The organism is Micromonospora sp. NPDC048040 (assembly GCF_055587185.1).
The window spans coordinates 1-25,124 of record NZ_JBVJGT010000039.1 but is presented as its reverse complement, the minus strand read 5'-3'; the positions used below and the strand labels follow the sequence as shown (position 1 = coordinate 25,124).

The following is a 25,124-nucleotide window of genomic DNA, read 5'->3' as shown; positions in this document are numbered from 1 at the left end:
CGGCGGGGTGACCGGAACGCACGGGAGCCGGGCGGAGGACGATCCGCCCGGCTCCCCGGACGGGAACGACGACCGGGGCGACGCGGCAGCGGAGCCGGGCGTGGCCCGGCGCGGGCCGACCTGGGTGATCCTCGCGGTGGTCGCCGCCGCACTGCTGGTCTGCTGCTGTTCGGCGGTGCTCGGGCTGGCCCTCTCCTGGTCCGCCGGCCTGTTCGGTCCGCGCTGACGGGCGACCGGCACACCGCCGGGACGATGTCTCCGCCCGCCGGTTCCGGTCGGCCGGGTCAGCGGGGAGTGGGGATCAGGGCGGCCGCCTCGCCGGTGCGTGCCATCCGCTGCCAACGCAGCCGGTTGCCGATCACCGCGGTGACCACCGACTGCACCACCACCAGGTACATCACCTGCCGGTAGATCAACTGCTGGAACGGCAGGCTCCACAGCGGGCCGGGGCGCTCCCGGTCCAGCCGCAGCGCGTACGCGGCGGTGGCCGCCTGGAGCAGCAGCAGCCCCGCCCAGGCCAGCACCAGCGTCGACCAGGGCAGGAACATCAGGCCGTAGACGGCGTAGACGTCCACCGCCGGGGCGGCCAGCGGCAGCACGATCTGGAACACGGTCAGGTACGGCAGGCCACGCCGGCCGAGCTTGCCGCCGGCGCCCCGCTCGCGCAGCGCGTGCCGGTGCTTCCACATCGCCTGCATGGTGCCGTAGCACCAGCGGTAGCGCTGCCGCCAGAGCTGCCGCAGCGAGGAGGGCGCCTCGGTCCAGGCGATGGCGGCCTCCTCGTAGACCACCCGCCAGCCGGCCCGCAGCACCTTCATGGTGAGGTCGGTGTCCTCGGCGAGCGTGTCCGCGGGCACCCCGCCGACGGCGAACAGCACCTCACGGCGGAACGCCCCGATCGCGCCGGGGATGGTCGGCATGCACTCCAGCACGTCGTACATCCGGCGGTCGAGGTTGAAGCCGATCACGTACTCCAGGTGCTGCCAGCGGCCGAGCAGCCGGCGCCGGTTGGCGACCTTGGTGTTGCCGGAGATCGCGCCCACCGTCGGATCGGCGAAGCCCTGCACCAGCCGGCGCACGGTGTCCGGCTGGAAGACGGTGTCGCCGTCGACCAGCACCAGCAGGTCGGCGCGGGCGACCCGGATGCCCGTGTTCAGCGCCGCCGGCTTGCCGGCGTTGGCCTGCCGGATGACCCGCACCCCGCGCAGCCCGAGCCGCTCGACGATCCCGGCGGTGTCGTCGCTGGACCCGTCGTCCACGACGATCACCTCCAGCGCCGGGTAGTCGCTGGCGACCAGCGACCGGACGGTCGCGGCGATGTTCGCGGCCTCGTTGTACGCGGGCACGATCACCGACACCGGCGCGGTGATCGCCGGCCGTGCCCGCCCCGGTCGGCGGACCCGCCGCACGTGCACCTGGGCGCAGATCACCTGCACGACCAGCCGGGCCACGCCCAGCACCAGCGCGAGCCCGAGCAGCAGGTCCATCGCCCCGGCCAGCCAGCCGGCGCCGGCCTGGGTCCACCGGAGGGCGTGGCCGGCGAGCCGGCTGCCCCCGCCCGCCGGCACCATGGAGGCCGGTGCGTCGATCCCCTCCGAGACCGTGGTGAACCGGTAGCCCTGCTCGGTCAGCGCGGGCAACAGCCGGTCGAGGGCGGCCACCGTCTGGGCCCGGTCGCCGCCGCCGTCGTGCATCAGCACCACCGCGCCGCGCCCCCGCTCCGGGGTGGCGGCCTCGACGATGGCCGGCACGCCGGGCCGCTGCCAGTCCCTGGTGTCCCGGTCGGCGAGCACGGCGACGTGGCCGGTGCCGGCGGCGGCGCGCAGCGCGGCGTACTCGGGGCCGGTCAGCGCCGACGGGTGCGACGAGAACGGCGGCCGGAGCAGGGTGACCTCGCGGCCGGCCGCCCCGGCGACCGCCTTGCGGGTGAGCGAGAGTTCCAGGTCCCGCCGCCAGTCGGCGGCGGCGCCGAGGTCGGCGTGGGTGAAGCTGTGCGAGCCCAGCTCGTGACCCTCGGCGAGGATCCGGCGGACCAACTCGGGGTGCTCGTTGACCCGGGCGCCGACCACGAAGAAGGTGGCGCGCGCGCCGTGCCGGCGCAGCGCGTCGAGCACCTGCGGCGTCCACCGCGGGTCCGGCCCGTCGTCGAAGGTCAGCGCGATCGTCCGGTCGGGCATGACGCGGCTGACCGGCCGATCCTGGTCGAGCCGCAGCACCGGCCCGCCGGTGGCGACCTCCTTCGGCACCGCCGGCCCGGCGGACGTGTCGGCCCGCGCCCCGCCGGAGCCGCCGGCCAGCCCGGTCACGAGGCCGTCGACGGTGAGCGCCGCGAGCAGCAGCGCCAGCCCGAGCAGGAGCAGGATCCAGTGTGCCCGCGGGTCACGGCGGGCGACGTGCCGCGCCACCGCTAGCTCGGCTTGCCCGGGGACCGGCTGGGCTTCGCGGTGCGCCGCTCGTCGCCCTGGCCGGGCTGCTCGGAGCGGGTCGGCCGGGCGGTGGGAGCGCCGGCGGCCGGGGCGGTGCCGGCCGTGCGGGTGGGCGCCGGGGCCGAGGTGCTGGTCAGGGGTGACGGACGGGGGCCGGTCGGCGACGCGCCGCCCAGCTCGCCGCGGCCGTCCACCCCGGCTTCGAGCGGTGCCGCCGGGCGGCTGTCCGACCAGCCGGGCAGCGACACCGACGAGTCCATGAAGAGGCCGGCGGCGATCAGGCCGAGGCTGGTGAGCAGGCCCAGACCCATCGCGGTGCCGGCGATCACCGTGAGCCGGCGGCGACGCCCGGTCCGGTCGACGAACACCGGCGGCGCTCCGCCTGGCTGGTTGTGCATCTGTTGAACTCCCGCTGCCACACGCGACGGACCTTCCGGCCCAGGCCAGGACCCGTCCGGGCGGGTCCCCAGAGCAAAGAGCGCCCAGGTCGCCGCCGGCGTTACACAGCTCAGGTTCCCCACAGTTTCTCCGCCACCGCGCAGCGAGGAACAGCAGGCCGGGCGGCAGGGAGGCCCGTGCGGCGGCGAGCCGCGCGGGCCGCCGAGGCTCAGGCGGTCGGGGGCCAGCCGGGGTCGCGGCCGGTGTGGCAGAGCAGCCGGTCGAACTCCGGCAGGTCGGCGGCGCTCGACACCGGTTCCGCGAAGACGCCCATCTTCCGGGCCTGCGGCCCGAGCTGCGCCACCAGCTCGTGCAGCGCGGCCGTCGCCTCCGGGGCGGGCCGGTACGGCTGGCCGGTGGCGACGGCGAGGTCCCAGCCGTGCACCGTCAGGTCCAGCAGCACCATGCCGCCGACCGTGGCCTGCGGCATGCCCATCCCCGGCGAGACGCCCTCCAGCGAGGACGGGTCGGACCAGGCGTCGACCAGCCGCCGCGTCTCGGCCTCGAACCGGTCGCGCCAACCGTCCGTGAGCTGGCCGGGCCCGTCCGCCCATTCGACGGGGCGCTTCGCCGCGAGGGCCTGGAAGTTCACCACCACCTGGAACAGGTGGTCGAGCAGGTCGCGCACCGCGTACTCGCGGCAGGGCGTCGGCAGGTCGAGCTGATCGTCGGCGATGCCACGCACCACCGCCACGGTCGGCGGCGCGGCCACCGCCAGCAGGTCACTAGTCTGGGTTGCCATACGGCCAGCGTATGAGGATGGTCTTGAAGAAATGCGACAGCAGCCGCGCGGGGACAGCCGGGGCATCCTGGACCCGGCCCGGCTGCTGCGCCAGGTCCGCTTCCGCCGGCACCTGCCCGCCGTGGCGCTCCGGCCGTACGTCGAGCACTACTGGCTCGTCGACTGGGAGCTGAGCGAGCCGCTCACGCAGCAGGTCGTGCCGCACCCGGCGGTGAACGTGGTGTTCCGCCGCGACGGCGACGGCCCGGAGACCGCCGAGGTGGCCGGCGTGGGGCGGAAACTGTTCTCGATCACGCTGTCCGGCGTCGGCCGGGTCAGCGGGGTCCAGTTCCGGCCGGGCGGCTTCCGGCCGTTCTGGCGCGGGCGGTCGGTCGCCGAGCTGACCGGGCGGCGGTGGCCGGTACCGTCGCTCGCCGACCGCTGGCCGCCGGCCGCCGACCTGGTCGCCGCCGCGTCGGCCGCCGAGGGGCCGCCGTCCGCCGGCCGCTGCGACGGTACGGACACCGAGCGCTGCCGAGCGCTGGACGACCTGCTGCTCGGCTGGGCGCCGGCGGCCGACCCGGTCACCGACGAGGTGATCGGCCTGGTCGAGGCGATCCGCGCCGACCGGACGGTGCTGCGGGTGGACGACTTCGCCCGGCGGCACGGGCTCTCCGTCCGCCGGCTGCAACGCCTGTTCCTCGCGCACGTCGGCGTCGGCCCGAAGTGGGTGATCCGCCGGTACCGGCTCCAGGAGGCCGTCGAGCAGGCCGCGGGCGGCCCGCCGGACTGGGCGGCGCTCGCGGCGGACCTCGGCTACAGCGACCAGGCCCACCTGGTCCGCGAGTTCACCGCCGTCATCGGCGTCTCGCCGGCCGCGTACGCCCGCTCGGTCGGCTGACGCCCGCCCCGCCTGCCGGCGGCAGGACGCGCCCCGTCGGCATTGTGCCTTCGTCAGCGGCGGCGGAGGGCGACCACGGCGACGTCGTCCTGGATCTCCGACGGGGCCAGCTCGACCAGGAGCCGCTCGCAGAACCGGTCCAGGTCGTCGTCGATCCGCCCGGCGGCCGCGGCCAGGGCGGCCAGCCCGTCGTCGATCGTGGTGTCCCGCCGCTCGATCAGGCCGTCGGTGTAGAACACCAGCGTCGCCCCGGCCGGCAGCACGAACTCCAGGTCGGGCGGTCGCTGGGCGCGCACCCCGAGCAGTGGTGCCGAGTGCTGCACGAACTCCACCTTGCCGTCCAGGCTGAGCACCGGCGGCAGGTGGCCGGCGCTGGCCAGCCGGACCCGGCCGGTGGGCGGGTGCAGCAGCAGCAGGCAGATCGTGGCCAGCTCCGTGGGGAGCAGGGTGCGCATCAGCTCGTTGACCCGCTCCAGGATCTCGCCCGGCTGGTGCCCCTCCACCGCGTACGCCCGCACCGCGTGCCGCAGCTCGGCCATCACGGTCGCGGCGTGCAACGAGTGGCCCGCCACGTCGCCGATCGCCAGCAGCAGGTGGCCGTCGAGCATCACCAGCTCGTAGAAGTCGCCGCCCACCTCGGTCTGCGCGCTCGCCGGCTCGTAGCGCACGGCCAGGTCGAGCCCGTTGATCTCGGGAATCCGGCGCGGCAGCAGGCTGCGCTGGAGGGTGACCGCGATGCGGTGCTCCTCGTCGAAGGAGCGCTGCGCCTCCACCGCCGACGCGACGGCCTGGGCGAGCTGCACCAGCACGGGGGTGCGGGCGGTCTGCGTCGCGGTGGGCACGACGACGTGGAGCGACGGGCGGTCCTCGCGGAGCCGGGTCGCGGCCACCGTGACCGTGTCCCCCGCCGGCCAGTCGACCAGGCCCCAGCCGGACGGGTCGTCCACCCGGACCGTCGTCCCGATCGGCACGCCGCTGTCGTCCACGAGCCACGGGACGAGCGTGACCGTGCCGCCGGGGCCGCCCGCGACCCCGGCGACGCAGTCGCCGTCGAACGTCTCGGCGATCACCGCGGCGGGGCTCTTGAAGATCTGGGCCGCCCCGGCCGCCGCCGCCTCCAACAGTCGCACGAAGTTGGGCGCGGAGTGCATCGCCACCGTGGTGTCGGCCAGCCCGAGCAGCCGTTCGGCGAGCAGCTCCGCCCGCTGCCGCGCCCGGTAGTAGCGCAGCACCGCGTGCGTGGTGGCGACCAGTTCCTCCGGCTCGATGGGCTCGGCCAGGTACGCGTCCGCGCCCCGGGTCAGCCCCTGCGCCCGGTCCACGACGTCCACCGCGTGCGCGGACACGTGGATCACCGGCATCGCCGGGTGCGCGGCCTTGATCCGTTCGCAGACCTCGAACCCGCTCAGATCGGGCAGCCGCACGTCGAGCACCACGAGGTCGATCGGGTCCACGCCGACGCGGGCCAGGGCCTCGCCGCCGGTCTCCGCCTCCAGCACGGTGAAACCCGCGCGGGAGAGCCAGCTGACCAGCAGGTACCGCTTGGTGCGACTGTCGTCGACCACCAGCACGGTCGCCGGGCCGCCCTCCACCGTCACGCTCCGCCCGCGGGCAGGCTGACGATGAACGTGCTGCCCCGCCCGGGCTCGCTGGTCAGTTCCAGGGTGCCGCCGAGCAGGGTCACCAGCCGCCGCGCGTACGGCAGGCCGAGGCCCGTGCCGCCCACCCGGGTCGCGCCGGGCACCTGGTAGAACTCCTCGAAGATCCGGTCGTGCTGCTCGGGCGCGATGCCCGGGCCGGTGTCCGAGGCCGACAGCAGCCAACGGTCGCCCCGCCGCTCCGCCCGCAGCCGGACCTCCCCGCGCTCGGTGAACTTGAGCCCGTTGTGCAGGAGGTTGCGCAGCACCTGGGCGAGCAGCACCTCGTCGGTGCGCAGCGTGGCCGGAACCGGCGGCTCCTCCACCACCAGTTCGACCTCCGGCCGGGTGGCCAGGGCCCGCAGCGTGCCGCGCAGCTGACCGAAGAGCGGCCGCAGGTCCACCTCGGCCCAGTCGGGCTCGATCCGGCCGGACTCGGCCTTGGCCAGGTCGAGCAGCTCGTTGACCAGCGTGAGCAGGTCGCTCGCCGAGGAACGGATGAGCCCGACCTGGCGGGCCTGCTCGGCGGTGAGCGGGTCGGAGGCGGAGTCGTCCAGCAGCCGACCGAGTCCCATGATCGCGGTGACGGGGGCGCGCAGCTCGTGGCTGACGTTCGCCAGGAACCGGCTCTTCGACTCGCTGGCCGCCCGCAACTGGGCGGACTTCTCGTCCAGCTCGGCGTAGAGCGCGACCACGCCGCGGTTGGTCTCCTCCAGCTCCTCGGTGAGCTGGTTGTAGAGCGCCATCACGCCGCGGTTGGTCTCGGCCAGTTCCTCGTTGAGCACGGCCAGCTCGTCGCGCTGGCTGCGTACCTCGTCGAGGGCGGCGATCAGTTGCGCGTTCTGGGCGGCCAACTCGTCGAGGGCGCTGCCCGGGGCGTTCCGGCCGAGTTCGGCGCGCAGCTCGGCGAGACGCTCCGGGGTCAGCACCTCGGCGGTGACCGGGACACCTCGGGACATCCTCACGACCGTATCCCCCTCCCCGGTCACGACGCCCAACATGTCCACCAACCGCGCCACCGCACCCGACTGCGGCTCGTACCGCCCGTCGGGCAGCGGGCTCACCGGGAGGAGGTCCACCCGCAGGTGCCGCCCACCACCAACGACGTCGTGGACCAGGGTGAATGTCACGTCCGCCCCGCCGACGGCGCGCAGCAGGTCCCGGGCCACCTCGCTGAGCGCCGTGGCGATGCGTACCTGGTCCTGGTGCTCCAGCCCGACCGCGGCGGCGACCTCCCGGCCCCGCTGCCGGACCACGAAGATGTCGTGTTCGACCCGCAGCACCATCTGGAGCAGCGGCGCCGCCCCGGCCGGCCCGGTCACGACCACGCCCGGGCGACCAGGACGCACGCGTCGTCGCGGCGGGTGCCGGCGTCCCGCAGCAGCGACGCGGCCACCACGACGGGCGACCGGTCGGCGAGACCGGGGAAGTCGGCGAGCTGCCAGCGGTCGACCACGCCGTCACTGTGCATCACCAGCAGGGCGCCGGCCTCGAAGGGGTAGTCGTACTCCCGGACCGGGGGACGCTGGTGCCCGGCGATGCCGGGCAGCGAGACCAGGCCCCGGCGCTTGCCGGCCACGCCGATGACCGCGGCGGAGATGTTGCCCAGTCCGGCGTAGCGCAGCACCCCGGCCGACGGGTCCGGCTCCGCGACGGCCAGCGCCGCGCCCCGGGTGTGGGACATCGCCCGGTGCAGGTGCTGGACCACTGCGGCCGGCGGCCCCGCCGGCGCCCGGCGGAACGCGTCGAGCGCGGCGTCGGTGGCGGCGGCGGCGAGCGGCCCGTGCCCCAGGCCGTCGCAGACCAGCACCTGCCGCCGGCCCTCCACGATCCGCCAGGCGTACCCGTCGCCGCTGACCGACTCCCCGGTCAGCGGCCGGGTGAGCGCGCCGACCCAGGGCCGCTCCCGCCCACCGGCGCGGTCCGGCCAGACCTGGACGGCGAGGACCGTGCCCCGCCCCGGCCGGGAGTAGCCGTCGAACCAGCTGGCCTGCCGGACGATCGCGCCGAGACCGATGCCGAGCGTGCCGGTGGTGGAGTGTCCGTCCTGCGAGGAGACGGTCAGGTCGGCCATCCCCGGCCCGGCGTCGATCGCGACCAGTTCCACGCCGGCCTCCCGCTCGTGCCGGACGGGCCGCAGCAGCAGCGTGCCGTCCTCGGCGTGCTTGACCAGGTTGCTGGTCAGCTCGGCGGCGACGATCGCCAGGTCGGCAGTGCGGGCCTCGCCCAGGGCGAGCTGGTCGCCGAGCCGCTCGGCGGCCCGGCGCACCGCGCTGGCGGCACTGCCGGTCTCCACCCGGAACCAGATGCCACGGTCGGGGACCACGTCCCCGGTCATCTGGACCACTTGGTGACCGTGACGCGGGTGCCCTCACCCACCGCGGTCTTGATGTCGAACTCGTCGACCAGCCGGCGCGCGCCGCTGAGCCCGAGGCCGAGCCCGCCCCCGGTCGTGTAGCCGTCGGTCAGTGCCAGGTCGAGGTCGGCGATGCCCGGACCGCAGTCGGCGAAGACGATGCGTACGCCCCGCCGCGTCCCGTTGTCCACCGTGCCCACCTCGACGGTGCCGCCGCCGCCGTACACCAGGGTGTTGCGGGCCAGCTCGCTCGCCGCGGTGACCACCTTGGTCTGGTCGACCAGCGAGAGCTTGACCGCCACCGCCACCGTACGCACCAGCTGCCGGACGCGCACCACGTCCTCGTCGCTGCGGATCGCCTGCGCCTGCGGCTGGCCCAGGTCGACGCCCGCGGTCATGACGAGGCCGTCGTATCGGCGTCCGGTTCGTCGTCGAACGCGAACTCGTGCTCGTCCGCGCGCGCCGCCGCGATCAGCTCCATGCCCCGTTCGACGTTGAGCGCCGTCCGGATGCCGTTGAGGGACAGGCCCAGCTCGACGAGGGTGATGGCGACGGCGGGCCGCATCCCGACCACCACCGTCTCGGCGTCGAGCACCTTGGAGATCGAGGCGATGGTCGACAGCATCCGCCCGACGAAGGAGTCCACGATGTCCAGGGCGGTGATGTCGATGATCACGCCGTGGCAGCCGGTCGCCACGATCCGTTCCGCGAGGTCCTCCTGGAGCTGGACCGCCGTCTGGTCGGACATGTCGACCTGGATGGAGACCAGCAGGATCTCACCGATCTTGAGGATCGGCACCCGCTCCATCACGCCTCCCGGCGCGGCAGCCGGCGGCCGGTCTCGACCCCGGTGAGCCGGAGCACGTGCCGCAGCGCGTCGGCGAGGCTCGCCTTGGTGGCGATGTCGCCGAACTCGATGCCCAGGGCCACGATGGTCTGCGCGATCTGTGGCCGGATGCCGGAGATGATGCAGTCCGCGCCCATCAGCCGGGCGGCCACCACGGTCTTCAGGATGTGCTGGGCGACCTGGGTGTCCACCGCCGGTACGCCGGTGATGTCGATGATCGCGTACGGCGAGCCGGTGTCGACCAGGGTCTGGAGCAGCCGTTCCATCACCACCTGGGCGCGGGCCGAGTCGAGGGTGCCGACCAGCGGCACGGCGACGACGCCCTCCCAGAGCTTCACCACCGGGGTGGAGAGTTCGAGCAGCTGTTCCGCCTGGTCGGCGATGAGGCTCTCGCGGGTGCGGACGAAGCTCTCGAAGGTGAACAGGCCCATCTGGTCGATCAGCCCGGAGAAGGCGACGTAGTCGCGGAGCGTCCCGGAGCCACCCTCGGCCTCCATCAGCTCCAGCAGCGCCTCCTTGAGCGCGAACACGCTGATCGCGGTCTCGGAGGCGGAGAAGCCCTGCCGGGCCCGGCCCCGCGACAGCTCGGCGAGCACGGCGCGCAGCTCGGTGGCCTGCTCGGCGTCGAGGTCGACGGCACCGTGCTCGGCGGCGGTCACCATGCTGCCGTGCAGCTCCTGCACCTGCCGGCGCAGTTCTCCCTGGCTGAGTCGCCCGCGCAGCGACCCGGCGGCGATCTCCGTCCAGCGCTGCGTGATCCGCTCGGCATGACCTGTCAGCAGGCTCGCCAGCCGGCCGCTCTCCTCGGCGCTCAGCGCCATGGCAAACCCCCTTCGACCTGGACCGGCGGACTCTATCATCGGAGGTCGGGTCGCTAGTTGCCGCACGGCAAGCGAATGACGGTGGCCACCGGATACCGGTTCCCGTTCTGCGTACCACCCCGATCGTGGGATACCGTTTCCCCGATAACGGGAGGTCTGGCGAATGTCCTTGACGGTGCACACGGAACAGCGCGGCGACGTGGTCGTCGTGTCGGTCGCGGGCGAGTTGGACATGGCGACCGCACCGCAGTTGCAGGACCAGATCACCGACCTGCTCGACAAGGGCCGCAGCCGGCTCGTCTTCGACCTGGCGAACGTCTCGTTCTGCGACTCCACCGGGTTGTCGGTGTTCGTCCGCGCCAAGAACAGCTGCGACGAGGCCGGGGGCGTGGTGCGGCTGGCCGCCCCGCAGCGGGGGGTGCTCCGCATCCTCGAGGTGAGCGGCCTCGTCGAGGTGCTGCACACCTACCCGACGGTCGACCAGGCCGTGGCGGGCGACCCCACGCCGGCCTCCTCCTGACCGTTCCTCCTCACGCCTCGTCCTCGATGTGCCGGGGACGGGCGATCACCAGGCCCGCGGCGGTCTGCACGGCCAGCGCCACCAGCAGGAACCCGATCGGGGCGGTCCATCCGCCGGTCGCCTCGTAGAGGATGCCCACCAGCAGCGGCCCCAGCGCGGCGATGACATAGCCGGTGCTCTGCGCGAAGGCCGACAGCGCGACGGTTCCCTCGGCGGTCCGGGCCCGCAGGCCGATCACCGTCAGGATCAACGGGAACGCGCCCTGCCCGATCGCCAGCAGGGCCACCCAGAGCAGCGCCGCGCCGTGCGGGGCCAGGGCGAGCCCCAGGTAGGCCAGGGTCGACGCGGCGGTCAGCGAGAGCACCAGCGGGCGCAGCGTCCGCAGCCGGCCGGCCAGCGTCGGCATCAGCAGGGCGATGGGCACGCCGAGGGCGGTCACCCCGGCGAGCAGCAGCCCGGCCGTCTCCGGGTGGTAGCCGGCGTCCCGGAACAACTGGGCCAGCCAGCCCATGATCGCGTACCCGCTGAGCGACTGCGCTCCGAAGTAGACCGCCATCGCCCAGCCGAGCCGGGTGCGGCCGGGCCGGATCCGGGTGCGGGGCGCGACGGCCTCGGTCGGGGTGGCCCGCCGCGCGGCGGCCCGCGCCCGCAGCGCCAGCGGCACCCACGGGAGCACGGCCACCGCGGCCAGCCCGGCCCAGACCCCGAGCCCGACCCGCCAGGAGCCGAAGGCGTGCGCCACCGGCACCGCCGACGCGGCGGCCACCGTCGTGCCCGCGGTGAGCGCCATCGTGTACGCCCCGGTGACGAGCCCGGTGCGGTGCGGGAAGTGCTGCTTGACCAGCATCGGCAGCAGGATGTTCGCCACCGCGATGCCGGCCAGTGCCAGCGCGCTGGTGAGCACGAAGACCAGGGCGGAGTCGGTGACCACCCGCAGCACCTGACCGGCGGCGAGCGCGAGCATCGCGACCACCAGCACCCGGGCCGGGGCGAACCGGCGGACCAGCCACGGGGTGAGCGCGCCGAGCCCCGCGAAGGCGATGGTGGGCAGGGTGGTGACGAGGCCGGCCATCGTCCCGGAGAGCCCCAGGCCGTCCCGCACCTCGTCGAGCAGCGCCCCGAGGCTGGTCACGGCGGCCCGCAGGTTCACCGCGACCAGCAGCATCCCGACCAGCACCAGCACGCCCCCGGTGGCCGGGTGCACGGGCCGGCCCGGCTTCGCCCGCTCCACGGCGGGGGCGACCGGCACGCCGTCCGGGGCCGGGATCGGGTCGGCGGTGGCGGCGGAGACGCCGGCGGTGGCGGTGGGTGGTGGCGGGGTCATACCGTTGAACCTACAATCATGGGATGAATTCCGGGCAGGAGTTGTAACCAGTGCCACCGTCGGTTGATTCCGCCACCGCGCCGCCCCGTGGGCACCGCGTTCGGCAGACCATCGCGCAGCTCAGGGAGCGGATCCTCGGCGGCGAGTGGCCGGTGGGCGGTCGGATCCCCACCGAGCCGCAGTTGGTCGCGGCGCTCGGCGTGGGGCGGAACACGGTCCGCGAGGCCGTGCGGGCGCTGGTGCACGCCGGGGTGCTGGAGTGCCGGCAGGGCTCCGGGACGTACGTGGTGTCGACCGACGAGCTGGCCCCGGTGGTGGCCCGCCGGCTCACCGTCGACCGGGCGGCCGAGGTCGTCGAGGTGCGGCGCGCCTTCGAGGTGGAGGCGGCCCGGCTCGCCGCGCTGCGGCGTACGCCCGAGGATCTGGCCGCGCTCGACGGCGCGCTCGCCGTGCGCGAGGCGGCCTGGCTCGGCGGCCGGGTCGACGAGTTCGTGGAGGCCGACGCCGCGCTGCACACCGCCGTGGTGGCGGCCGCGCACAACGGCATGCTCGCCGAGCTGTACGCCTCGGTCGGCGCCGCGCTGCGCAGCACGATCACCCAGTCGATGGGCGGCGCGCTGGAGCCGGAGCGCTACGTCGACCACTCCCGGCTGGTCGAGGCGATCCGCGCCGGCGACCCGGGCCGGGCGGCGATCGAGGCCGGCGCTTTTCTGGAGCCGCCACCCGGGGCATAGGTTGTGCCGGACGGAAGACCGGACACCTCGGGAGTACGGATGCTCAAGGGCTTCAAAGACTTCATCATGCGCGGAAACGTCGTCGACCTCGCGGTCGGCGTCGTCATCGGCGCCGCGTTCACGGGCGTGGTCACCCAGCTCACCAAGTCGTTCCTGGAACCGTTCGTCCGGGTGCTCATCGCCCTGCTCACCGGCAGCAAGAACGGCCTCACCGGCTCGACGCCGACCTTCCGGGGCATCCCGTTCGACTGGGTGGCGTTCGTCAACGCGCTGATCACCTTCGTGCTCACCGCGGCGGCCCTCTACTTCCTCGTGGTGTTCCCGATGAACAAGCTGGCCGAGCGGCGCAAGCGGGGCGAGGAGCCGCCGCCGAAGGCGCCGAGCGAGGAGGTCCGGCTGCTCACCGAGATCCGGGACGCCCTGGTCGCCGCCGGCCACACCACCCCAGGTCAGCAGCGCGGCGCGCTCGACGACGTGCTCGGTCGCCGGCAGGAACCGCCCACTGCGCGCTGAATCCGGCACAGGCACATCGGCCCCTGCGGGAATCCCGCGGGGGCCGCACTCTTTCGTACGCATGTTCGATAGAGTCCCCGCCATGGAGCAGCGGAAGCACTGGTGGAACGGGAAATGGGGCCGGCTGGCGCGGCGGGACGTCTTCCTCCGGGTGGACGCCGACCGGTGGCACGTCGAGCAGCGCGCCGGCGGCTCCGAGGGCGTCTCCCAGTTCTACGAGTACGACAGCGTCGAGGAGGCCGAGGAGACGGTCCGGGCGCTGCTCCAGGGCACCGACAGCTGGCGCGAGCTCTCCCCCCGGCCGCCGAGCGCGTGGTCGCCGGAGCTGTGAGAAAGGCCGGCGGGCGGGTACGGGCGGTTTAGCCGGAGCGGGGGCCGGGAACCGCGCCAGAATGAATCAGGGCACCGAGCAGCAGGCGATGGTTTCCCGGGTCACCACGGGCATGCGGGTGGTCGACGTCGACGGCACCGAGGTCGGCACGGTCGACCTCGTGCAGCGGGGCGACCCGAACGCGGTGACCGTGCAGGCGCCGACCGCCGATCCGGGCAGCAGCCTGGACGAGCTGATCGAGTCGACGGCGGTCGAGGAGCCGGACGTGCCGGCCGACCTGGCGGCCCGGCTGCTGCACAGCGGCTACCTAAAGGTCTCCACCGACCTGGCGCGCACCGGCGCGGTCTACGTGCTCGCCGAGCAGATCGCCACCGTCGCCGACGGCCGGGTACGCCTCGACGTCCCCGCCGGCGCCCTGCCCCCGGAGGAGTGACGCCGGCGTACCGGCCGGCCCCGGGCCGGTACGCCCACACGCCGTCGAGCCGATGTCGTGGACGATCCAGCCCGACCGGGCGCGGAGGGTCAGTCGCCGCCGACCCGGGCGCCGCGCGGCGACGCGGCGCCGGCGGGGGAGTCCGGCCCGACCGGAGCCGGCCGGAGCGACGCGGCCACCGGCTCGGGCGCGGCCGGCTCGGGCGGGGCGGGCCGCGACGCGGCCGGCTCGTCGGAGCGGCGGCGGAAGAGCAGGAGCATCAGCCCGCCGGCGGCCAGGCCCCAGAAGGCGCCACCCACGCCGAGCAGGGTCACCCCGGAGGCGGTGACCACGAAAGTGACCACAGCGGCCTCCCGGGCGGCCGGCTCGGCCAGCGCCGAGGTGAGCGCGGTGGCCAGCGCGCCGAGCAGCGCCAGCCCGGCGACCGCCTCGATCAGCACCGGCGGGGCGAGCGCGATCAACGCGGTGGCCGCCCCGGCGCCCAGGCCGAGCAGGGCCAGCCCCGTGCCGGCGGTGACCGAGGCGATCCAGCGCCGGTCCGGGTCGGGGTGGGCGTCCGGGCCGGCGGCCAGCGCGGCGGTGATGGCCGCGAGGTTGACCGCGTGCCCGCCGGCGGGCGCGGCGGCCAGGCTGGTCAGCCCGGTCGCCCGCAGCGCGGCCCCGAACGGCGGCCGGTAGCCGTAGCCGACCAGCACCGCCATCCCGGGCACGTTCTGCGCGGCCATGGTGACCAGGAAGAGCGGCAGCGCCAGGCCGACCAGGGCGGGGACGCTCCAGGCCGGCGCGGTCAGCTCGACGGCGGGCAGCAGCCGCGCGCCGCCGAGGCCGGCGACCGGGGCGGTCAGCGCGATCGCCGCCACCGCCACGACCAGCGCGCCCGGCACCGCCCAGCGGCGCGCGAACCGGTGCAGCAGCAGCCAGGCCAGCACCACGGGCGCGGTCAGCCGGGGCACCTCGACCAGCGCGCGGACCGGGGCGGTGCACAGCGGCAGCAGGACGCCGGCCAGCATGGCGCCCGCGATCGGCCGGGGGATCGCCGCGACGGCCCGACCGAGCGCCGGGAACAGCCCGGCGGCCACGATCAGCACGCCCGAGACGAGGAACGCCCCGACGGCGACGGGCCACCCGCCGGGCACCGGACCGGTGGCGACCAGCAGCGCGGCGCCCGGGGTGGACCAGGCGACGCTCATCGGGATCCGGTGCCGCAGGCCCAGCCAGACGGCGGAGATCCCGGACGCGACGCAGACCGCGAGCAGCCCGGAGGCGGCCTGCGCGTCGGTGGCACCGACGGCCCGCAGGCCGGCCAGCACCACGGTGAACGAGCTGGCGAATCCCACCAGCGCGGTCACCACGCCCGCCAGCAACGGTTGTGTCCGTCCCGCCATCCCCCACCCCGATCGTTCCGTTTACGGAACAAGAACCTGTAGCACGATAGCGGGGTGCCGCACCCGTCACCAGCCCGCCCACCGCACCCCGATCCCGGAGCCGACGCCGTCGGCCGCCGGGTACGCGCGCTGCGCGAGGAACGGGGGATGTCCCTGTCGACCCTCGCCCGGCTGGCCGGGGTGGGGAAGGCGACGCTCTCCGGGCTGGAGAACGGCACCCGCAACCCGACCCTGGAGACGCTCTACGCGATCACGGCGCAGCTCGGCGTGCCGCTGACGGCCGTGCTCTCGGGCCCGGCCGCCGGACCGACCGTCCGCGGCGCGGCGGTCACCGCCATCCTGCTGGAGGTCTTCGAGGACACCGACGCCACCTACGAGCTGTACCGGATGCTGGTCGCGCCCGGCCCGGAGCAGCTCTCCCCCGCGCACCAGCCGGGCGTCACCGAGCACATCACCGTCTTCGCGGGCGTGCTGCGCGCCGGCCCGGTGGACGCGCCGCTGACGGCCGCCGCCGGCGAGCACCTGCGCTGGACGTCGGACGTGCCGCACGTGTACGCCGCCGTCGGCGACGAGGAGGTCGCCGCCAGCCTCCTGCTCCGCTATCCCCGCCGCTGACCCCGCACCACCGACGACGCCGGGGCGGCCGGCCGACGGTGGGGTCGGGCGCGGCGGCGCAACGGTCCGGCCACGCGCGGTGGGGGCGGCCGGCCCGGCGGTCCGGTCGCGCGGGGCGGCTCAGCCGTCGACCGGCGTCGGCGCCGGCAACCGCCGCCGCACCGCCCAGATCGCCGCCTCCGTACGCGACGCCGACCCGGTCTTGCGCAGCAGGTTGGACACGTGCACGGTGACCGTCCGCACCGAGATGCCGAGCGCCCGCGCGGCCTGCTTGTTGGACATCCCGGCGACCAGGCAGCCCAGCACCTCGATCTCCCGCCCGGTCAGCTCGGCGTCGACCGGGTCGGCCGGCCGGGGCGCCACCGCCGCCGACCGCGCTGGTGCCGACCGGGTCGCCGCCGTGGGCCGAGCAGCCGCCGTGGGCCGAGCCGCCGCCGTCGACGGGGCCGGTGGTGCCGACGGCGGCGGGCGGAGCAACGCCTCGGGCCCCTGGCCGGCGTGCGCGGCGAGCAGTTCGGTCAGCGCGTACGGGTTGCCGCCGGTGCGCCGCCAGACCGCGCGCGCCAGGCGACCGGACGGGCGCGGGTCGGCGTACACCTGGGTCAGCACCTCGGCGACCTCGGCCGGGAGCAGCGGTCCGAGGTGTTGGCGGACGGCACCCCGGACGCCGCAGAGCCGGGCCAGCGCGCGGACCGCGAGGTCCGGCGCGACCGCGTCGGCGGCGGGCCGGGTGGCCACCACCAACAGCGCCGGCAGGTCGGCGGCGGCGGCCAACTCGCCGACCAGGTTCAGGCTGGCCGGGTCGAGGGCGTGCAGGTCCTCCACCACCAGCACGGCCGGGCCTGCGCCGACCAGCAGCCGGACGACCCGCACCGCGAGCCGGAGCAGGGTGCCCGGCGCGTAGCGCTCGCGCGGCGCGGTGGGCTGCTGGGCCAGCCAGGCCAGCGCGTCCGGCGGCAGGTCGAGCCCGCTCGTGTCCCGACCGGTGAGAACGGCGGCCAGCCAGTCGTACGGGGCGGGGCTGTGCACCCGGGCCGCGCCGGAGAGCACCACCGCCGGGCGCGGGGCGAAGGCGTCCAGGGCGGCCGCGACCAGCAGCGACTTGCCCACCCCGGCCTCACCGGTGATCACCGCGACGGCCGGCGCGGAGCGCCGGGAATCGACCACGGTGGACCATGCCCGGTCGAGCTCGGCCAGCTCACCGGCGCGCCCGACCATGGACACCGGCATCATTCCCACACCCTACGCAGTAGTGCGTAGAGACGGCGGCAGGGTGTTCTTGGCAAGCTTGACCCCATGACGCTGATCCTCCGCTCGGCCATCCTCAACGACATCGGCCTGGTCCGCACCAACAACGAGGACTCCGCCCTCGCCGGTGACCGCCTCGTCGCGGTCGCGGACGGCATGGGCGGCCTGCCCGCGGGCGAGGTGGCGAGCGAGATCGTCATCCGCATCCTCGACGAGCTGAGCCCGCCGACCACCCCCGACGAGGCCGCCGACGCGCTGCGGGCCGTGGTGAGCACCGCCAACCGGCGCATCCACGCCGCCATCACCGTCGACCCGGCCCGTGACGGCATGGGTACGACGCTCACCGCCGCCCTGCTCGCCGGGGACGCGCTGGTGCTGGCCCAGGTCGGCGACTCCCGCTGCTACCTGCTGCGCGACGCCCAGCTCACCCAGCTCACCCGGGACGACACCTTCGTCCAGGCACTGGTGGACCAGGGGGCGCTCTCGCCGGAGCAGGCGCGCCACCACCCGCAGCGGTCGCTGGTGACCCGGGCGGTGCAGGGTGCGGACACGCCGCCCGCGATCGGGATACTGACCGTGGCCGCCGGCGACCGGCTGCTGCTGTGCAGCGACGGCCTGTCCGACTACGTCGAGGACGCCACGATCGCCGCGGCGCTGAGCACGTACGCCGACCGCCAGCAGTGCGGCGAGCAGCTCGTCAAGCTCGCCCACCAGGCCGGCGCGCCGGACAACGTCACCGTCGTGGTCTCCGACGTCACCGCCGTCTGACGCGCCCCGGTTCCCCGTGCGCGGGGATCCGTGCCGCCGGCCAGGTAGTTGCGCCACCTGGGTCGTGTCGCCATGTTGCCGGGATGGAATCTCCGTGCCGTTCTTCGTGCGGTTGCTGGTCGTCACCGTGGCGGCCGTGTTCAGCGTCCGGCTGCGCCGCCGCCGGCACCCGCGCCACCTGCCGATCGCCTGACCGTTGCGGCGGTCAGGCGACGCCGGGGCCGGGCGAACCCGGCCGCGGCGACCGCTTCCGGCAATTGCGGTTGCGCCGGCTGGGAAGCCGGGATGGGATTGGCGGATGACCATCCGCCGGGTGCACTCCGAAGAGCGCCTGACCACCAGCTTCCCGCTCCAGGCGTACGCGTTCGAGACGTCGCCGTCCCGCCCCGGCCGGACGGAGGAGTACCGCGACTACCTGCCCTACAACGAGGGCAACCGGACGCTGGTCGCGGAGGCCGACGGCACGACGGTGGCCGCCGCCTCGGCGGTGCCCATGCGGCAGAACCTGCGCGGCACGGTGCTGCCGATGGCCGGCGTCGCCGGGGTGACCACCCACCCGCTGGCCCGCCGGCAGGGACACGTCCGGGCCCTGCTGCACCAGTTGCTCGACGAGATGCGCGACGAGGGGCATGCGCTGACCGCGCTCTGGCCGTTCCGGTCGTCGTTCTACGCCCGGTTCGGCTACGTCGGGCTGCCGAAGGCCCGCACGGCCACCTTCTCGCCGGCCGACCTCGGCGAACTGCTCCGCGCCGACCTGCCGGGCGAGGTGGGCTGGGAGCGGATCGGCGCGGGCTACCCGACCTGGCGCGGGTTCACCGAGCGCTGCCTGCGCGAGCGGCACGGCTTCGCGATCTTCCCCGACTACCGGGACGTCGGGCTGCGCGACCGCGACGAGCGGTGGCTGCTCACCGCCCGGGTCGGCGGGACGGTCACGGGCGCGGTGACCTACCGGATCGACGACCACGGCGGCACGCTGGTCGCCGACGACCTGCTCGTCACCGACCCGGTGGCCCGCGCGCTGCTGTTGCGGTTCTTCGCCCAGCACGTCGACCAGGTGGAGCGGGTGAGCGTCCAGCTCCCCGTCGACGAGGCGCCGGAGCTGTGGCTGACCGACCTGGCCGTGCACGTCGAGGCGCGGGTGGCCCGGCCGGGCTCGTCGGCGCCGATGGCCCGGCTGCTGTCGGTGGACGCGCTGGCCGGGCTGCCCACGGGGCCGGGCCGGGTGCGCGTCGAGCTGACCGGTGACCGCTGGCTGGCCGGTTCGTACCTGCTGGACGGCACGACCGGCGCGCTGGAACTGGTCACCGGCGCCGCCGCCACCGCCGGGGAGCCGCCCACCGCCACGCTGACCGCCGCCGGGATCTCGGCCCTGGCGTACGGGGTGCTCGACCCGGTGGAGGTGGGCCTGCGGGGGCTGGGCGAGGTGCCGGCGGACGCGGCGGCGGAGCTGCGCCGCCTCTTCCCGCGTCACCTGCCGTACCTGTTCGCCGACTTCTGACCCCGGTTGGCGGGCGCGCCGACGGGGTACGGTCCCGGGAATGCCGGAGTGGTTGCAGGCGGGTGGGTGGGGGCTGCTGGCCGGGTCCGCCCTGTTGCTCGGGGCGGCCGTGGGCTGGTTCGCCCGGGTGCCGCAGCGGGTCATCGCGTCGGTCATGGCGTTCGGGGCGGGGGTGCTGCTCTCCGCCGTCTCGTTCGAGCTGATCGCGGAGGCGCACGAGAAGGGCGGCCTGCTGCCCACGACGCTCGGCGCGGCCGGCGGCGCGCTCGCCTACACCCTGGCGAACCTGCTGCTCGCCCGGTGGGGCGCGCGGCACCGCAAGCGGTCCGGCGACCGGCAGCCCTCCGAGGGCGAGCGGCCCGGCTCGGGTTCCGCGATCGCGGTCGGCGCGCTGCTGGACGGCGTACCCGAATCGGTGGTGATCGGGGCCAGCCTGCTGGCCGGCGGGCCGGTCAGCCTGGTCACCGTGGTCGCGGTCTTCCTCAGCAACGTGCCGGAGGGCCTGTCCAGCGCGGCCGGCATGCGCCGGGCCGGCCGCTCCCGGCGGTACGTCTTCGCACTCTGGTCGGCGATCGCCCTGGTCAGCGGCGTGGCGGCGGTGGCGGGCTTCACGCTGCTCGGCGACGCCCCGCCGGCGGCGCTCGCGGCGATCACCGCGCTGGCGGCCGGCGCCATCCTGGCGATGATCACCGACACCATGGTCCCGGAGGCGTTCGAGGACGCCCACCTGCTGGTCGGCCTCGTCACCGTGGCCGGATTCCTGACCGCCTTCGCCCTCTCCCGCCCGTGACCCGCCCCCGGCAGGGCGCCCGCCCCTGAACTCGGGGCCGGTCGGGGCGGCGTGCGTCAGTAGGGGTTGCCGTGGCCGGCGGGGCGGCCCCGCAGCAGGGCGGCGGGGCGGCCGCCTGCGGCGGACATCGCCGGGCTGGCGGTGCGCGCGCCGTCGGCCATCCCGGCGAAGAGTTCCTTCAGCGCGCTGACCGCGTCGTGCCGCGGCTGCCAGCCCAGCTCCGCCTCGGCACGCTCGCTCGACATCAGCGGCGCGTTCAGGGCCAGCTCCACCCAGCCGGCGTCGATCGGTTGCAACCGCGCCCGCCAGGTGAGCGCGGCGGCGGCGCGCAGCACCGGGGCGGCCACGGGCACCGTCCAGCCGTGGAAGTGCCGGGCCACCAGCTCCGGGGTCAGCACCGGGTCCGCCGCGACGTTGAACGGGCCGCGCGCGTCGCCCAGGACCGCCCGGGCGTACGCGTCGGCGACATCGTCGGTGTGCACCGCCTGCATCCGCAGCCGCCGGTGCGTCGGCACCAGCGGGATGCGGCCGAAGCGGAGCAGCCGGACCGGCGCGAACGGGCCGAGGAAGTAGCGGGTGATCTCGGTGGCCGCCGCCCGCTGGAAGTTCAGGCCAGGCCGCATCCGCACCACGCGCAGCCCCGGGTGCTCCCGCTCGGCCCGGTCCAGCAACGCCTCCACCTCGGCCTTGTCCCGGCTGTACGACGAGCCGGGCACCCCGGTCGCCGGCCAGCGCTCGGAGACCGGGTGGTCCTTCGGGCCGGGCGCGTACGTGCCGACCGACGAGGCGACCACCAGGGCCGGCACGTTCGCGCGGACCACGGCGTCGACCACCGCCGCGCTGCCGCCGACGTTGGTCCGGCGCAGCACCCGCTGGTCGTGGCTGGGCTGGATCTGCCAGGCCAGGTGCACCACCGCGTCGGCCCCGGCGAGGACCTCCACGAGCTGGTCGGCCGCGCCCGGCAGCCCGACGTCGCAGGAGTGCCACTCCACCTGGTCGTACGGCTCGCCGGGGTCCGGCCCCGGCAGCCGGCGCGCCACCCCGACGAGGTCCACTCCGCGTTCCCGGCGCAGCCGGCGCAACAGGGCGGTGCCGGCGTTGCCGGTCGCGCCCACCACCACGATCCGCATGCCCGACCCCGTACCCGGTCAGCCGCCCGCCAATCGCCGCGCCCGGCAGCCATCCCGGGCGGCTGTCAGGGGCGGACGGCAGCGGCGGCCGTCAGGGGCGGGGCGAGTGGCGCACCCAGCTCTTCTTCTCGTCCCGGCGTCGGCCGTCGGAGGCGGCCAGGCAGCGCGGGCAGATCCGGCCGACCGGGTCCGCCCCGGTGAGCACGTCCGTCGACCGGTACTCGAACCGCACGTGGGGGAAGCGGCGCAGCCGGGTCCGGCTGAGCGGGAGCCCGCAGACGGTCTGGTTCTGGCCCGGCAGCCAGGCGTGCACCTCGCCGGCCGGCTCCCGTACGCCGTCGGGGCCGGTCTCCTCGCCGGAGGCCGCGACGGCCGGGGTGCTGCTGATCCTCATGCGGGCACGGTTCCCCCACGCCGGCCCGCCCATGCCTGTCGACCTCCCGGCCTCCCGCCTCCCGGTGTCCCGGCCTCCCGGCGGTGGCGGCAGCGGGTGACGGGCGGTGCCGGCGGGCCGGCCGGCGGGCGGTCAGCCGCGACCGGGCCCGGCGGGGCCGTCAGCCGCGCCGGGTCAGCAGGGCGCCGATCAGGCACGCGAACGCGGCCACCGAGGAGAGCGTGCGGACCATGTTCCAGCGCACCCAGGCCGCCTCGAACCAGGCCCGCACCTCGGCCAGGTCGCCGATCCGGTCCACCGGGCCGGCGGCCTCCAGCCGGTCGTTCAGCGGCACGTTGAGGCGTACGGTGACGACGAAGGTGACCAGGTAGCAGGCCAGCGCGGCGACGGTCCAGAGCAGGGCCGGGCCGCCCCGGGTCAGGTGCAGGGCGGCGGCCAGGGCGAGCAGCAGCAGCGCGCCGAGGAAGGCCCCCAGGAACCAGCCGTTGAGGATCTTCCGGTTGATCGACTGCATGGTGCCGATCAACGTCCGGTCGTCGGTCGCGCCGAGACCCGGCATGACCGCGCAGGTGAACGCGAAGAACAGCCCCGCCACCAGCCCGGTGGTCAGGGTCGCCCCGGCCAGGGCGGCGGTGCGGATCATCTCGGACACAGGTCTTCCTCCCCCGTCGTCGTCCCCGCCAGTCAACCGGGGCGTGACCCTCCCGGCCATGGCCGGACCGCTCGACCCGATAAGCGAGCGTCCACCGCACGGCGAGGGGACCGCCCGGGCCGGCCCACGGGAAGACCGGCCCGGGCGGGATCAGGGGACCACCTACCCGCGCGGGCGGGCCCAGCCGGTGAATCGCTCGGCCAGGTCCGTGCACGGCCGCTCGCCGTCCAGCTCCGCGAGCTGCCCGGCCGCCTCGGCCTGGAGGGTGCCGAGATAGACCAACAGCGCGGTCCGGTCGGTGCGGTACTCGCCGAGCAACCGCAGCTTCGCCGCCGAGCACGGCCAGGCGATCCCGCAGGCCGCGCAGCGCCAGGTGGGCCGGGACGGCAGGTGGTCGCGGCGGCGGGTCACCGCGCCGGCACCGTGACGACGGTCGCCCGGTCCACCCGGACGAAGGCGTACCGCTCGCGTGGCCGGAGCGTGCCGTCCGGGGTCAGCTCCCGACCGCGCAGCTCGACCCACTCCGCGCCCCCGAACGGCCCGCGGCTGAGGATCTCGGTGACGTACAGCGTGAGGATCCCGGTGCCGAACCGGTAGGAGTCCTCCGGCACGCGGATCACCTCGCCCGTCACGATCGCGCCCTCCCGGCGCGGCCCGTCGCCCGTCACGCCTGCCTCCCGTCCGTCGCCATGTCCGTTGGCCTGTGCTCGGACGGGGGCCGCCGACGGATGCTCGCCCGGGGGCGGCCCCCACGAGGACCGCCCCCGGCCAGTGCTCCACGAGCGGCCCTCGCTGGTGACACTCTGCTGTGGAGGCGACTACGCTCGGAAGGCTCTGCGGGAGTCCGGGTGGGGCTGGCCGAGGCCGCGCCCGGCGGGTGGCGCCGTGGGTAGTCGATCTTCAAACTGGGAGGCCCTGAATGGCCGACGTGCCGAGTCCGCTCGCCGCCTTCGTCGTGGCCGAGATCCGCCGCGCCCGAGGTGGTGCCGGCATGACGCAGGAGACGTTCGGTCGGGGTGCCGGGTTCAGCGCGTCCCACGTCAGCGCCGTCGAGGGCGGCACCCGCGCCCTGACGATGGACTTCCTCAAGGGCGCCGACCGGGCGCTCAAGACCGGCGGGCTCTTCGAACGGCTCGTCGCCAGCATCGGCGCGCCGTCCTGGTTCCTCCCCTGGCTCGACGCCGAACGCGCGGCGACCCAACTCCGCTACTTCGAGCCGAACCTGATCCCCGGTCTGCTTCAAACAGAGGAATACGCCCACACCGTGCTTCGGTCAGTCGACATCCTCACCACTGACGAAGTGGAGCAGCGCGTGTCGGCTCGGGTGGAGCGACAGAAGATCCTGACGAGCGATCGACCACCCCAGTTCGTCGCGGTGCTCGACGAGTCAGCACTGCGCCGCTACGGCGACGGCATCAGTGTCGTCATGGCGCAGCAGATCGCCCACCTGATCGCTCTCGCCGAGCTGCCACACATCCATGTGCACGTCATCCCTGCGGCGAGCGGACTGCATGTGGGCCTGTCGGGCCCGTTCGCCCTGGCACGCTCCAGGGAGGGCGTATGGGTCGGGCACCTGGAGAACCAGCTTGCCGGTGTCGTCATCGACAAAGACGATGACGTAGCTACGCTTCAAGCTCGGTGGGAAAGTGTGCGTAACGAGGCTCTGCCCCGCCGGCAGTCCATCGACCTGCTCAAGGAAGTAGAGAGCCAACATGGACCTCAGTAACGGTAGTTGTCAAGTCAAACTGAGACGGTCTGTGTCTGCTGGGTTGGCTGGTTGATCCACGCTTCGTCGGGCAGTTTGGGTGCGCGTGGCCGGTGGTTGAATCTGTCGGGGTGCGCGGTGTGGGCTGCGTCGAGGGTGTCCTGGCGTTGCTCGCGGATCTGCTCGGCGGTGCCGTAGTGCACGGATGCCGGGGTGTGCCAGCCGATCCCGGAATGCCGGTGTTCGTGGTTGTAGGCGGTGAAGAAGCCGTCGCAGAAGGCTCTGGCGTCGGCGAGGGATCCGAACCGGTCCGGGAAGTCCGGCACGTATTTCATGGTCTTGAACTGGGCCTCGGAGTACGGATTGTCGTTCGAGGTACGGGGTCGTGAATGCGAGCGTAGGACGCCGAGGTCGGTGAGCATTTCCGATACCGGCTTCGATACCATGGCGCCGCCGCGGTCCGCGTGGATGGTGTGCGGCTCGATCCCGTTTCGGCTGACTGCGGCGGCCAGGAAGTCGCGGGCCACGACCGCGTCCTCGCCGGCAGCGACAAGCCAGCCGGTCACGTAACGCGAGTAGATGTCGATAACGACATAGCATTTGAACCAAACACCTTTGACGGGTCCTTTCAACGCGGTGATGTCCCAGGACCACACCTGACCGGGCCCGGTCGCGACCAGTTCGGGGCGTACCCGCGGCGGATGGGTCGCCAGCCGGCGACGTTCCCGGCTCTGCCCCGCGGCACGGGCGATCCGATACATCGTGGACATCGAGCAGTGGTAGCGGCCCGCGTCGAGTTCCCTGGCCCAGACCTGCGGGATCGCCAGGTCGGCGTAGGCGGGCGAGTTCAGCAGGGCCAGGACCTGGTCGCGTTCGGCGGTGCTCAGTGCTTGCGGCGGCGGGGTACGGGGCAGCCACGGCCCGTGCCGCGGCCCGA

The 25,124-nt window shown here is 74.8% G+C and carries 30 protein-coding genes; 12 read left to right on the top strand and 18 right to left on the bottom strand.

Translation table 11 applies throughout. From position 1 onward, the window contains the following. Nucleotides 1-7: 7 nt before the first annotated feature. Nucleotides 8-226 (top strand): hypothetical protein, encoded by a 219-nt coding sequence (locus ACZ6O2_RS26745; RefSeq protein WP_466024770.1) that lies wholly within the window; start codon nt 8-10, stop codon nt 224-226. Between the two features lie 58 nt (nt 227-284). Here the strand turns inward: ACZ6O2_RS26745 and ACZ6O2_RS26740 are convergent, their stop codons facing one another. From ACZ6O2_RS26740 to ACZ6O2_RS26730, 3 genes are all read right to left on the bottom strand, one after another. After that, nucleotides 285-2,405, bottom strand: coding sequence for a bifunctional polysaccharide deacetylase/glycosyltransferase family 2 protein (locus ACZ6O2_RS26740; protein ID WP_466024769.1), 2,121 nt, complete (start codon nt 2,403-2,405; stop codon nt 285-287). Nucleotides 2,406-2,407: 2 nt separating this feature from the next. Continuing rightward, nucleotides 2,408-2,824 carry a hypothetical protein gene (locus ACZ6O2_RS26735; protein WP_466024768.1) on the bottom strand — a complete coding sequence of 139 codons (417 nt, stop codon included), beginning with the start codon at nt 2,822-2,824 and terminating at the stop codon, nt 2,408-2,410. A 209-nt stretch (nt 2,825-3,033) separates the two neighbouring features. Next, nucleotides 3,034-3,606, bottom strand: coding sequence for a TIGR03086 family metal-binding protein (locus ACZ6O2_RS26730; RefSeq protein WP_466024767.1), 573 nt, complete (start codon nt 3,604-3,606; stop codon nt 3,034-3,036). Nucleotides 3,607-3,637: 31 nt separating this feature from the next. Here ACZ6O2_RS26730 and ACZ6O2_RS26725 point away from each other — a divergent pair, with 31 nt between their 5' ends. Continuing rightward, nucleotides 3,638-4,486, top strand: coding sequence for an AraC family transcriptional regulator (locus ACZ6O2_RS26725; protein ID WP_350701982.1), 849 nt, complete (start codon nt 3,638-3,640; stop codon nt 4,484-4,486). Between the two features lie 53 nt (nt 4,487-4,539). On the opposite strand, the gene ACZ6O2_RS26720 is transcribed toward ACZ6O2_RS26725, so the two are convergent. The 6 genes from ACZ6O2_RS26720 to ACZ6O2_RS26695 are packed head-to-tail and all read right to left on the bottom strand — an operon-like array spanning nt 4,540 to nt 10,147. Beyond that, a complete protein-coding gene (locus tag ACZ6O2_RS26720; RefSeq protein ID WP_466024766.1) occupies nt 4,540-6,078 on the bottom strand; it encodes a SpoIIE family protein phosphatase in 1,539 nt (512 codons plus the stop codon). Nucleotides 6,079-6,080: 2 nt separating this feature from the next. Beyond that, the gene (locus tag ACZ6O2_RS26715) at nt 6,081-7,409 is read right to left on the bottom strand and encodes a sensor histidine kinase (RefSeq protein ID WP_466024786.1); all 1,329 of its coding nucleotides are present in this window, start codon (nt 7,407-7,409) and stop codon (nt 6,081-6,083) included. Between the two features lie 32 nt (nt 7,410-7,441). Next, nucleotides 7,442-8,461, bottom strand: coding sequence for a SpoIIE family protein phosphatase (locus tag ACZ6O2_RS26710; RefSeq protein WP_466024765.1), 1,020 nt, complete (start codon nt 8,459-8,461; stop codon nt 7,442-7,444). Beyond that, nucleotides 8,458-8,877 carry an ATP-binding protein gene (locus ACZ6O2_RS26705; RefSeq protein WP_466024764.1) on the bottom strand — a complete coding sequence of 140 codons (420 nt, stop codon included), beginning with the start codon at nt 8,875-8,877 and terminating at the stop codon, nt 8,458-8,460. Before ACZ6O2_RS26705 ends, ACZ6O2_RS26710 begins: the two co-directional genes overlap by 4 nt. Then, nucleotides 8,874-9,287, bottom strand: coding sequence for an STAS domain-containing protein (locus ACZ6O2_RS26700; protein WP_393257355.1), 414 nt, complete (start codon nt 9,285-9,287; stop codon nt 8,874-8,876). Before ACZ6O2_RS26700 ends, ACZ6O2_RS26705 begins: the two co-directional genes overlap by 4 nt. Next, on the bottom strand, nt 9,287-10,147 hold the full coding sequence (locus ACZ6O2_RS26695; RefSeq protein WP_350701989.1) for an STAS domain-containing protein: 861 nt from the start codon (nt 10,145-10,147) through the stop codon (nt 9,287-9,289). Before ACZ6O2_RS26695 ends, ACZ6O2_RS26700 begins: the two co-directional genes overlap by 1 nt. Nucleotides 10,148-10,310: 163 nt before the next feature. On the opposite strand from ACZ6O2_RS26695, the gene ACZ6O2_RS26690 reads away from it, so the two are divergent. Then, nucleotides 10,311-10,667, top strand: coding sequence for an STAS domain-containing protein (locus ACZ6O2_RS26690; protein ID WP_092381119.1), 357 nt, complete (start codon nt 10,311-10,313; stop codon nt 10,665-10,667). 10 nt (nt 10,668-10,677) lie between these two features. Here the strand turns inward: ACZ6O2_RS26690 and ACZ6O2_RS26685 are convergent, their stop codons facing one another. Beyond that, nucleotides 10,678-11,832 carry an MFS transporter gene (locus ACZ6O2_RS26685; RefSeq protein WP_350702688.1) on the bottom strand — a complete coding sequence of 385 codons (1,155 nt, stop codon included), beginning with the start codon at nt 11,830-11,832 and terminating at the stop codon, nt 10,678-10,680. Nucleotides 11,833-12,041: 209 nt separating this feature from the next. Here ACZ6O2_RS26685 and ACZ6O2_RS26680 point away from each other — a divergent pair, with 209 nt between their 5' ends. The 4 genes from ACZ6O2_RS26680 to ACZ6O2_RS26665 all read left to right on the top strand — a co-directional run bounded on the left by ACZ6O2_RS26680 (nt 12,042) and on the right by ACZ6O2_RS26665 (nt 14,002). Beyond that, nucleotides 12,042-12,725: a FadR/GntR family transcriptional regulator gene (locus ACZ6O2_RS26680; RefSeq protein ID WP_466024763.1), complete on the top strand. Its 684-nt coding sequence runs from the start codon at nt 12,042-12,044 to the stop codon at nt 12,723-12,725. Between the two features lie 39 nt (nt 12,726-12,764). Next, complete coding sequence (gene mscL, locus ACZ6O2_RS26675; RefSeq protein WP_466024762.1) at nt 12,765-13,238, top strand: large conductance mechanosensitive channel protein MscL; 474 nt, start codon at nt 12,765-12,767, stop codon at nt 13,236-13,238. 82 nt (nt 13,239-13,320) lie between these two features. Then, on the top strand, nt 13,321-13,569 hold the full coding sequence (locus tag ACZ6O2_RS26670) for a hypothetical protein (protein WP_350701995.1): 249 nt from the start codon (nt 13,321-13,323) through the stop codon (nt 13,567-13,569). A gap of 61 nt (nt 13,570-13,630) precedes the next feature. After that, nucleotides 13,631-14,002, top strand: a complete 372-nt coding sequence (locus ACZ6O2_RS26665) for a hypothetical protein (protein WP_350701996.1) — start codon at nt 13,631-13,633, stop codon at nt 14,000-14,002. An 89-nt stretch (nt 14,003-14,091) separates the two neighbouring features. On the opposite strand, the gene ACZ6O2_RS26660 is transcribed toward ACZ6O2_RS26665, so the two are convergent. Continuing rightward, the gene (locus tag ACZ6O2_RS26660; RefSeq protein WP_466024761.1) at nt 14,092-15,387 is read right to left on the bottom strand and encodes a benzoate/H(+) symporter BenE family transporter; all 1,296 of its coding nucleotides are present in this window, start codon (nt 15,385-15,387) and stop codon (nt 14,092-14,094) included. Nucleotides 15,388-15,534: 147 nt separating this feature from the next. Between ACZ6O2_RS26660 and ACZ6O2_RS26655 the strand changes: the two genes are divergently transcribed. Then, a complete protein-coding gene (locus ACZ6O2_RS26655; protein WP_350701999.1) occupies nt 15,535-16,002 on the top strand; it encodes a helix-turn-helix domain-containing protein in 468 nt (155 codons plus the stop codon). A gap of 120 nt (nt 16,003-16,122) precedes the next feature. Here the strand turns inward: ACZ6O2_RS26655 and ACZ6O2_RS26650 are convergent, their stop codons facing one another. Then, complete coding sequence (locus ACZ6O2_RS26650) at nt 16,123-17,235, bottom strand: helix-turn-helix domain-containing protein (protein ID WP_466024760.1); 1,113 nt, start codon at nt 17,233-17,235, stop codon at nt 16,123-16,125. 63 nt (nt 17,236-17,298) lie between these two features. Between ACZ6O2_RS26650 and ACZ6O2_RS26645 the strand changes: the two genes are divergently transcribed. The 3 genes from ACZ6O2_RS26645 (at nt 17,299) to ACZ6O2_RS26635 (ending at nt 20,306) form a co-directional block, all read left to right on the top strand. Further along, on the top strand, nt 17,299-18,018 hold the full coding sequence (locus tag ACZ6O2_RS26645) for a PP2C family protein-serine/threonine phosphatase (RefSeq protein WP_466024759.1): 720 nt from the start codon (nt 17,299-17,301) through the stop codon (nt 18,016-18,018). 298 nt (nt 18,019-18,316) lie between these two features. Next, nucleotides 18,317-19,516, top strand: coding sequence for a GNAT family N-acetyltransferase (locus ACZ6O2_RS26640; protein WP_466024758.1), 1,200 nt, complete (start codon nt 18,317-18,319; stop codon nt 19,514-19,516). A 40-nt stretch (nt 19,517-19,556) separates the two neighbouring features. After that, on the top strand, nt 19,557-20,306 hold the full coding sequence (locus ACZ6O2_RS26635) for a ZIP family metal transporter (RefSeq protein WP_466024757.1): 750 nt from the start codon (nt 19,557-19,559) through the stop codon (nt 20,304-20,306). 56 nt (nt 20,307-20,362) lie between these two features. On the opposite strand, the gene ACZ6O2_RS26630 is transcribed toward ACZ6O2_RS26635, so the two are convergent. From ACZ6O2_RS26630 to ACZ6O2_RS26610, 5 genes are all read right to left on the bottom strand, one after another. After that, nucleotides 20,363-21,436 (bottom strand): NAD-dependent epimerase/dehydratase family protein, encoded by a 1,074-nt coding sequence (locus ACZ6O2_RS26630; RefSeq protein ID WP_466024756.1) that lies wholly within the window; start codon nt 21,434-21,436, stop codon nt 20,363-20,365. Between the two features lie 91 nt (nt 21,437-21,527). Further along, nucleotides 21,528-21,830 (bottom strand): hypothetical protein, encoded by a 303-nt coding sequence (locus ACZ6O2_RS26625; protein ID WP_357449543.1) that lies wholly within the window; start codon nt 21,828-21,830, stop codon nt 21,528-21,530. A gap of 160 nt (nt 21,831-21,990) precedes the next feature. Next, complete coding sequence (locus ACZ6O2_RS26620) at nt 21,991-22,473, bottom strand: anthrone oxygenase family protein (RefSeq protein WP_350702690.1); 483 nt, start codon at nt 22,471-22,473, stop codon at nt 21,991-21,993. 171 nt (nt 22,474-22,644) lie between these two features. Next, complete coding sequence (locus tag ACZ6O2_RS26615) at nt 22,645-22,893, bottom strand: flavin reductase (RefSeq protein WP_350702013.1); 249 nt, start codon at nt 22,891-22,893, stop codon at nt 22,645-22,647. Beyond that, entirely contained in the window at nt 22,890-23,150 is a 261-nt protein-coding gene (locus ACZ6O2_RS26610; RefSeq protein WP_466024755.1) for a hypothetical protein, read from the bottom strand. Before ACZ6O2_RS26610 ends, ACZ6O2_RS26615 begins: the two co-directional genes overlap by 4 nt. A gap of 251 nt (nt 23,151-23,401) precedes the next feature. Here ACZ6O2_RS26610 and ACZ6O2_RS26605 point away from each other — a divergent pair, with 251 nt between their 5' ends. Continuing rightward, a complete protein-coding gene (locus ACZ6O2_RS26605) occupies nt 23,402-24,208 on the top strand; it encodes a helix-turn-helix domain-containing protein (protein WP_466024754.1) in 807 nt (268 codons plus the stop codon). A gap of 14 nt (nt 24,209-24,222) precedes the next feature. On the opposite strand, the gene ACZ6O2_RS26600 is transcribed toward ACZ6O2_RS26605, so the two are convergent. Then, nucleotides 24,223-25,124, bottom strand: a 902-nt coding sequence (locus ACZ6O2_RS26600; protein ID WP_466024753.1) for a transposase, incomplete at its 5' end; no start/stop codon positions are given.